Source organism: Limnohabitans planktonicus II-D5 (genome assembly GCF_001270065.2).
Taxonomy (GTDB): domain Bacteria; phylum Pseudomonadota; class Gammaproteobacteria; order Burkholderiales; family Burkholderiaceae_C; genus Limnohabitans_A; species Limnohabitans_A planktonicus.
Map to the genome: position 1 here is coordinate 84,070 of NZ_LFYT02000017.1, position 8,208 is coordinate 92,277.

An 8,208-nucleotide genomic window follows, 5' to 3' on the forward strand; every position below is an offset into this window, starting at 1 on the left:
ACCATCGACACCCTGCGGGGTGGCAAGACCAAAGACTCAACATGCACAACTTCTGGACCGCCTGCGGCCACCAACACCTGACGCGCAACGCACGCGGCTGGATGAGTCCCACGCCCGACTACTGGCGCCTGTGGTTGCAGCGCCCCGAAATGGCGCTGGTGCCAGAATCGTGCAAGGAAGAAATTCGGCTGCATCAGGCCCTGTTGGACAATCCTTTGATGCAGGTCGCACCCGCGCAACTCCAGGCCTTCAAGGACGACGATGCGCGTGAGAACTACGAACTGTTCCTGCGCTTTCGCAGCGATGTCGAAAGCGCCGGTTCGCTGGAATCGGCTTACATGGCCTGGCAGCACAGCGGCAATATTCAGCTGCCCCCGCTGTTCATCGACGTGGTGGTGCAGGCCATCGTCTGCAATGTGCTGGCCGATGAGCAAGACGCCTGGGTCTGGCGTGCCGCCGAGCTGCTGTTTCGCCGCCAGCGCATCACCATCGAAGGTGGCCGTGTGCTGTCTGGCGACAGCGACACGCTCGACACCCTGCAAGCCACTGGGGGGCTTGGTGAGATGGGCCGTTTGCTGATGGAAGGCGGCGCACCACTCAAAGCGGTCGATGTGAAAGTGCTGCACCCCGACAACGCCGAGCGCTACCTGGCGCAGCGCGAGGGCCTGGGCCGTTATGCCTTCTTGCTCGACATGACGCATGAACTGCAAAACCAGTTGCCGCACGGTTTGATTTTGAGCATGGTCAACGCCCGCTCAGGCCTCAAGGCCTTGTCGGTGGTGCTGGGCCGCTGGGTGCAACACTTTTTGGGTGTGGCCGTCAGCATCGAGCCGGTGCAAAAAGTCGATGACCCGGCTTGGCGCTGGCATGTGGGCCTGGACGCCACGGCCACCGCCTTGCTCAACGACCTGTACCAAGGCACCGAGCTGTCAACCCAGCGCCAACAGCAACTCATCAGCCTGTTCAAACTGCGCTTTGACAACCCGCAAGACATGCGCGCAGATGTGCAGGGCAAGCCCGTCTATCTGGGCCTGGCCATGAACGAGCAGGGCTTGCTCAAACTCAAACCGCAAAATTTGTTGCTCAATTTGCCGCTGGCCCGCGAGGTCTAGTGATTCGGCCCTGTGAAGTTTTCAATGCGCAAAGATGTTGTAGGTCGGTGGTCGAAGACCCCGACATGGGCCTGTGCAGAACCCAATATTGTCGGACTCTGCGAGTGCCGACCTACAGGGGACATGTTGTAGGTCGGTGGTCGAAGACCCCGACTGGGGCCTGTGCAGAACCGACAAACGTCGGACTCTGCGAGTGCCGACCTACGGGGGACATGTTGTAGGTCGGTGGTCGAAGACCCCGACATGGGCCTGTGCAGAACCGACAAACGTCGGACTCTGCGAGTGCCGACCTACAGGGGACATGTTGTAGGTCGGTGGTCGAAGACCCCGACAGGGGCCTGTGCAGAACCGACAAACGTCGGACTCCGCGAGTGCCGACCTACGGGGGACATGTTGTAGGTCGGTGGTCGAAGACCCCGACAGGGGCCTGTGCTAAAACCAAAAACGTCGGACTCTGCGAGTGCCGACCTACGGGGGACATGTTGTAGGTCGGCGGTCGAAGACCCCGACACGGGCCTGTGCAGAACCGACAAACGTCGGACTCTGCGAGTGCCGACCTGCGGGGGACATGTTGTAGGTCGGTGGTCGAAGACCCCGACAGGGGCCTGTGCAGAACCGACAAACGTCGGACTCTGCGAGTGCCGACCTACAGGGGACATGTTGTAGGTCGGCGGTCGAAGACCCCGACATGGGCCTGTGCAGAAACCCATCATGTCGGACTCTGCGAGTACCGACCTACGGGATGACATTGCTCACACATTTCAAACTTCAGCGTGCCGGATCAGTAACAAGCCGCCATCAGGCTTTCAGCAAGTCGCGGCGTGCTTGCACCAGCCCCGCCATGGCCTCGTCGTGCAAGGCGTGTCGGCCGTGTTGCACCAGCAGCTGACCGCCAGACCAAACCTGTGCCACGGCACTTTGGCGGCTGCTGGCAATCACATGGCTGGCCAGCATCTGGTCGGGCGACAAACCCGCCAAAGTCGGGTGTTGGGCATCGAGCACGATGAAGTCGGCCTGCTGCCCCACCGCCAGCCCCGCCACGGGCCGAGCCGCCGCTTGCGCCCCACCTGCCACCGCTCCTTGCCACAAGGCCTGGGCCACGTCCGGTTGCTGCGCGTGGGCCGCCACATTGCGTTGCCGCAAAGACAAGCGCTGGCTGTATTCGAGCAGCATCAGGTCTTCGGCCGGGTTCACCGCGATGTGGCTGTCCGAGCCAATGCCCCAAGCGCCTTGGTGGTTTTGCCAGGTCTTGAATTCAAAAATGCCGTCACCCAGATTGGCCTCGGTGCTGGGGCACAGACCGGCCACGGCACCCGAGGCTGCGGCGCGTTGGTATTCGTTTGCGTCCATGTGCGTGGCATGCACCAGGCACCAGCGTGCATCGACTGGCGCATGGTCCAGCAGCCAGGCCACCGGGCGCTGCCCTGACCAGGCCAGGCAAGCGTCGACCTCGGCCGTTTGTTCGGCAATGTGGATGTGGATGGGCGCGCTGGCATCCAGCGCCTTCAGCCCCGTGAGCACTTCGTGCAGGCTCTCGGGCGTCACGGCCCGCAAGGAGTGCGGCGCCAGCCCCAGCCGGGCAGATTGGGCATCGCAAGCGGGCCGCAGGCGTTCGAGCAGGCGCAGCATGTACTCGGTGCTGTGGATGAATCGGCTTTGTCCCGCGGTGGGTGCCCCCCCGCCAAAGCCGCTGTTTTGGTAGAGCACGGGCAGCAGTGTCATGCCGATGCCGGTGCGCTGGGCGGCGCGCAGCAGGCTGAGCGACATCTCGGCCGGGTCGGCATAAGCCTGGCCGTGTGCGTCGTGGTGCAGGTAATGAAATTCGCAAACGCTGGAGTAGCCCGCCTCCAGCATTTCCACATACAGGCCCGTGGCAATGGCCTCCAGCTGCGCGGGGCCGAGTTGGGCGGCAAATCGGTACATGAGCGTGCGCCAGCTCCAGAAGCTGTCTTGCGCGTGACTGCGGTACTCGGTCAGCCCGGCCAGGGCGCGTTGAAAAGCATGCGAGTGCAAATTGGGCATGCCCGGAAGCACCGGCCCTGCGGCGCGTGGCACTTGGGGGGGGACGGCCTGCACTGCCTCCATGGCCTGCCATTGTCCTTGGGCGTTCCATTGCAGCAAGACATCGCGGGCCCAGCCCCCGGGCAACAAGGCGTATTCGGCAAACAGCTGGTGGTGCATCGTGGTGTTTCAGTGTGGGGTGGGGGTCAAGCGAACGGCCAGCAGGGCCGCTTGCGGATCTGAGTCGGCGCATTGGCATGACCAGCCCTGCGTGTCGCCCTGCCACCAAAGCCCTGTTTGGGGTGCAATGGTGTGTGGCTGGACCTCTGCCTTGTCGGTGTCAGGGGTCTGCACCTGCCATGCGCCCTGAATGGCCATCAGCAAACCGGCCGGGGCGGGCAGCAAAGTCTCTCGACGACGCAACACGCGCACCTCGGCCTGACACACACCACGGCGCGTCATCACATTGAAGTCGTGGCAGTCCCCGTTCAGCAAACGCCCATGCACTGCGGCATCGCCTGAAAAGGCAAAGGGCTGCAAAGGCGTGTCCAGCGCATGCAAGACGCTGCCTTCGGCGCTGCTCAAATGCACGCCGCCGCCTTCTAGCAAGGTGATGACCCGGTCCACCCCTGCGAACACTGAAAAATCACCGTCGCTGGCAATGTGCGCAATGCTGATGCGCCAGTCGAAATTCTGCATGCCCGCTTGTGGTGGATGACAAGCGATTTCACGCGTCACGCCGCCGCCGTTTTTCCAGGGGCTGGCGTGCAGTTGGGCCCGTTCAAAAAAATGAATGGGCATGGGCTCAGGCGGTGTTCGGCAAGGGACGGCTGTGCCACAGCAAGATCAGCAGCACTCCCGGAATGGCCACGGCTGCGACCACAGGATTGGCAAACACCAGGGAGATGGACATGGCATTCAACAACCAGAATGACAGCTTTCGGATGGGCCGGGCCACAAAGCCTGTGTAGGCTGCACCCAGCCCCATCACGGCCACGACCGCGCAAACAGTGGCCAGCAAGAAAGAGAACCAGGTGAAGTCGATGAACAACAAAGCGGGCGTGTAGACAAAAGCAAAGGGCACCAGCACCTTGCCCATGGACAGCCTGAAAGCCGTCATGCCGGTGCGCATGGGTTCGCTGCGGGCAATGCCAGCCGCTGCAAAGGCCGCCAAGGCCACAGGCGGTGTCACATCGGCCAGCACACCGTAGTAAAAGACAAAGAAGTGTGTCGCCAGTTGCGGCACACCCAGCCCTGCCAGCGCCGGGGCGACGATAGAGGCCAGGATGATGTACGTGGGCGTGGTGGGCACACCCGAGCCCATGATGATGCAAGCGGCTGCGGTGAACATCAGGCCAAAGAAAATGGTGACCTGTTTGAGCTCAAACCAGTTGAACACATCCAGCACCATGAACATTTGGGCGGCCAGGCCCGAGACATCGATCACCCAGGCCGAGAATTTGAAACCCATGCCCGTCAGCGTGGTGATGCCCAGGACAAATCCGACGCAGGCACACGCAGCGCCAATCCCCAGCGCCGCTTTGGCACCCATCTCGAAGCCTTGCACCAGCGCTTGTGGCCCCACCGCCATGCCGGTCATGTTTTTGCCCAAGGGCCCTATCAAGCGGGGAATCCACGAGCAGGCCACCGTGAGGGTGATGCCCCAAAAGGCGGCCAGAAAAGGCGTGAACTGCAGCAACAGCAGCGTGACCATGACTACCAGTGGAATGAACAGGTGCCATGAACTTTTGATCACCCAACTCAAAGACGGAATGTCTTTGGGGTCCATGCCCTGGAGCTTCAATCGCTTGGCTTCCAGGTGCACCATGAACAAGATGGCAAAGTAATGCAGCAGGGCCGGCACAATCGCCACCAAAATCAAGGTGTTGTAAGGAATGCCCAAGGTCTCCGCCATGATGAAAGCCGCAGCCCCCATGATGGGCGGGGTGATCTGGCCCCCGCAAGAAGCCGAGGCTTCGACCGCCCCCGCAAAGCGCGGCGAAAAGCCGACTTTTTTCATCATCGGAATCGTCATGACGCCTGTGGTCACGGTGTTGGCAATGGCTGAGCCAGAGATCATGCCAAACAGCCCCGAAGACACCACGCTCACCTTGGCCGGACCGCCGGAAAAGCGCCCTGCCGCAATGGTGGCCAGGTTCACAAACAACTGCCCCAAGCCGGTCAGTTGGGCCATGATGCCAAACAGCACAAAGTGAAAAACAAAGGTGGCCACCACGCCCACCGGGATGCCGTAAATGCCTTCGGTGCCTTTGTACAAATGCGCCACGATGCGCGACAAGCTGTAACCCCGGTGCGACAAACCGCCTGGCAGATAAGGCCCGAGCAAGCCGTAAAAAATCGCCGCAATCGCCAGCAGCGGCAAGAAGATGCCCATGGTGCGGCGCGTGGCCTCGATCACCATGGCAATCGCAATCACGCCCATCATCAAGTCCAGCGGCGTGTGCTGGCCGGGGCGATCGATGTAGATGTGCTGAAAAAACACCAAGAGGTACAACGAAAAGCCCGAAGCCAGCGCCGCAAACACCCAGTCGCGCCATGGAATGTGGCTGTGGCTGCCGTCGAAATGTTTGAACGGCAAAGACAAACCTGCCAAGGCCACCAGCACCGCCAAAAAGGTGTAGCGCATGGCGTCCGGGATGGGCTCCGTGATCTTGCCGAGCAAGCTCCAGCCCATGAACAGGTAAAAGCCCGCCAGACCCACCGACACGGTCCATTCCCAATGACCGGGCATACGTTTTTGGCGCGGGAATACCAAAAAGCACAAGCCCAACACCACGGCCAGGTGGATGGCGCGGTGGGCGATTTCGTTTTCAAGGCCAAAACCGGCGGTGTAATAGTGCCAGGCCGACAGGCCTGCACACAACACCATCACGACTTTGGCACTCCAGCCGGCCAAGCGGCGAAAACTCGATTCGGGGTCAAACTGCTCGATCAGGCGATCAATTTCTTGTTGGCTGGTACTCATGGGTTTTCCATCATGGCAAAGGGCAATTTTCAGCCCGCATTTCAATTGATTTGGGGCTCAGCTGGCCCAGTAAAACTTCGCGTCCGTCGGCCAGCACCAGCCGCATCGACTGGGCGGGCAAAGGCAAAACCACCAAAGGGTTCACCACCCGGTCCAGCAGCAACCGCCAACCCGCGCCATGGCGCAACAAGCGCTCGCCCGGCCCGGCCGCCGATGGCAGGCCGTAGCCTTCACCTTCAAAGCGCTCTTCCACCAAGTGCGCGCGCCAGCCCTGCGAGTTATGCCGCCACACATAGCGGTCCAGCACGGTTGTGCCCAGCACCGAGTGGGTGAAGGCCACATCGGCAGCGGGTTGCGCCGGGTTCAGGGGCAAGCGGGTCAGCGCCAGGCCGCTGCGGTGTTCCGTCAGCACCAGCTCGCAAGCGGGCGCAACCCCAGGTGCTGCCAGTGCGCAGGCCACCAGCGCCCACGCCACCAGGGCGAGGCGCTTGGGGTCTGTCACTTGGCGATGCCTTTTTCTTTGAAGTAACGCAAGGCACCGGGGTGCAGGGGCACGCTGGCCACGGCTGTGGCCGTGTTCAGGTTGATGTTTTTGCCCTGCACATGCACCTGGCCCATGATGGCGGTGTTCTCATACAAGGCCTTGGTTACTTCGTAGGCCACGTTCTCGGGCACGCCATCGTGTGTGGCCCAGATGGCCATCACTGCCAGCGTGGGCACAGCGGCGGTCTGGCCTTTGTAGCTGTTGGCGGGCAGCTGCACCTGGGTGTAGTAAGGCTGCTCTTTGAGCAATGTGGCCACTTCGGGGCCGGACAGCGGGATGATCTTCAGGGCGTGGCTTTGCGCAAAGTCGGTCACCGCCGCCACGGGCACACCGCCCGTGATCAAGGTGGCGTGCAAGTTGCCGTCCTTGATCTTGTCCACCGCTTGGGTGAAGGAGGAGCTGTCTTCTTTCACATCGGTGCGGGCCATGCCGTGCACCTTGAGCAAGTCGGTCACCAACTGGTACTGGCCGGAGCCGGGCGCGCCCGAGGAAATGCTTTTGCCCTTGAGGTCTTTGACGCCGTTGATGCCCGAATCGGCGCGAGTGATCAGCTGCACGGTCTCGGGGTACAGCGCACCCAGGGCACGCAGATTCTTCAGGGGCGCATTGGCAAACTGGGCTTTGCCGTTGTAGGCCGCATCCAGAATGTCGGCGGCCACAAAGGCCGACTCGATGTCTTTGGTGCCCAGCAGTTTGGCGTTGCCCACCGAAGCGCCTGCGGCTTCAGCGGTGGCGGTGATTTTCTTGCCGTCGACCGTGGCCTTGTTGGAAATCAGCTGGGCCAGCATGCCGCCCAAGGGGTAATAAGTGCCGCCCGTGCCGCCCGTGGCGATGCCGAAAAACACGCGTTGTTGGGCCATGGCAGCACCCGAGAGAACGGCTGCAGAGGCCACCAGGGTCAGGACCAGTCGGCGATTGAGTTTCATCGGTTTTCCTTTGTGAAGAGAGGGTTCGGTCAAAATGTCAGCGAAGGCCTTTTGCAACAGGCATCCAACGCTTCGCAGTCGCACAGTGTGGGCTGTAAAGCCTGAGCAGGCCTAGCCTTCGCCAATTCTGATGCTGAGCATCAGAAAAACCAATACAGACAGACCCTAGCGCGCAAGCCTCCTGTGGATCCGGCACGCTGAAGTTTGAAATCTGCGCGCCAAGTCATCTCGTAGGTCGGCACTCGCAGAGTCCGACAATATTGGTTTCAGCATAGGCCCCTGTCGGAGTCTTCGACCGCCGACCTACAACATCCATGATGGGGTTGGGCACAGGCCCTTGTCGGGGTCTTCGACCGCCGACCCACGACATCCATGTGTGAGACATGCCATCTCGTAGGTCGGCTCTCGCAGAGTCCGACAATATTGGTTCCGGCACAGGCCCCTGTCGGAGTCTTCGACCGCCGACCTACGTCATCCATGTGTGAGAAGTGCCATCTTGTAGGTCGGCACTCGCAGAGTCCGACAATATTGGTTTCTGCACAGGCCCACGTCGGGGTCTTCGACCGCCGACCTACGACATCCATGTGTGAGAAGTGCCATCTCGTAGGTCGGTACTCGCAGAGTCCGACGTTATGGGGT

General features: G+C 61.4%; 6 protein-coding genes. 1 reads left to right on the forward strand and 5 read right to left on the reverse strand.

All coding sequences use genetic code 11. The annotated features are described in order from the left end of the window. Positions 1-41 precede the first annotated feature (41 nt). On the forward strand, positions 42-1,112 hold the full coding sequence (locus H663_RS33585; protein WP_053173657.1) for a DUF6352 family protein: 1,071 nt from the start codon (positions 42-44) through the stop codon (positions 1,110-1,112). A 798-nt stretch (positions 1,113-1,910) separates the two neighbouring features. Here H663_RS33585 and H663_RS33590 read toward each other — a convergent pair. From H663_RS33590 to H663_RS33610, 5 genes are read right to left on the reverse strand one after another with little or no spacing between them, the layout of a single operon-like run. Further along, positions 1,911-3,293 carry a formimidoylglutamate deiminase gene (locus H663_RS33590; protein WP_053173364.1) on the reverse strand — a complete coding sequence of 461 codons (1,383 nt, stop codon included), beginning with the start codon at positions 3,291-3,293 and terminating at the stop codon, positions 1,911-1,913. Positions 3,294-3,302: 9 nt separating this feature from the next. Beyond that, positions 3,303-3,914 carry a HutD/Ves family protein gene (locus H663_RS33595; RefSeq protein ID WP_053173367.1) on the reverse strand — a complete coding sequence of 204 codons (612 nt, stop codon included), beginning with the start codon at positions 3,912-3,914 and terminating at the stop codon, positions 3,303-3,305. 4 nt (positions 3,915-3,918) lie between these two features. After that, complete coding sequence (locus H663_RS33600; RefSeq protein WP_053173368.1) at positions 3,919-6,099, reverse strand: TRAP transporter permease; 2,181 nt, start codon at positions 6,097-6,099, stop codon at positions 3,919-3,921. A gap of 10 nt (positions 6,100-6,109) precedes the next feature. After that, on the reverse strand, positions 6,110-6,601 hold the full coding sequence (locus H663_RS33605; protein WP_053173370.1) for a DUF1850 domain-containing protein: 492 nt from the start codon (positions 6,599-6,601) through the stop codon (positions 6,110-6,112). Beyond that, positions 6,598-7,569, reverse strand: a complete 972-nt coding sequence (locus tag H663_RS33610) for a TAXI family TRAP transporter solute-binding subunit (protein ID WP_053173371.1) — start codon at positions 7,567-7,569, stop codon at positions 6,598-6,600. The genes H663_RS33605 and H663_RS33610 overlap by 4 nt, the downstream gene beginning before the upstream one ends. Positions 7,570-8,208: the final 639 nt, after the last annotated feature.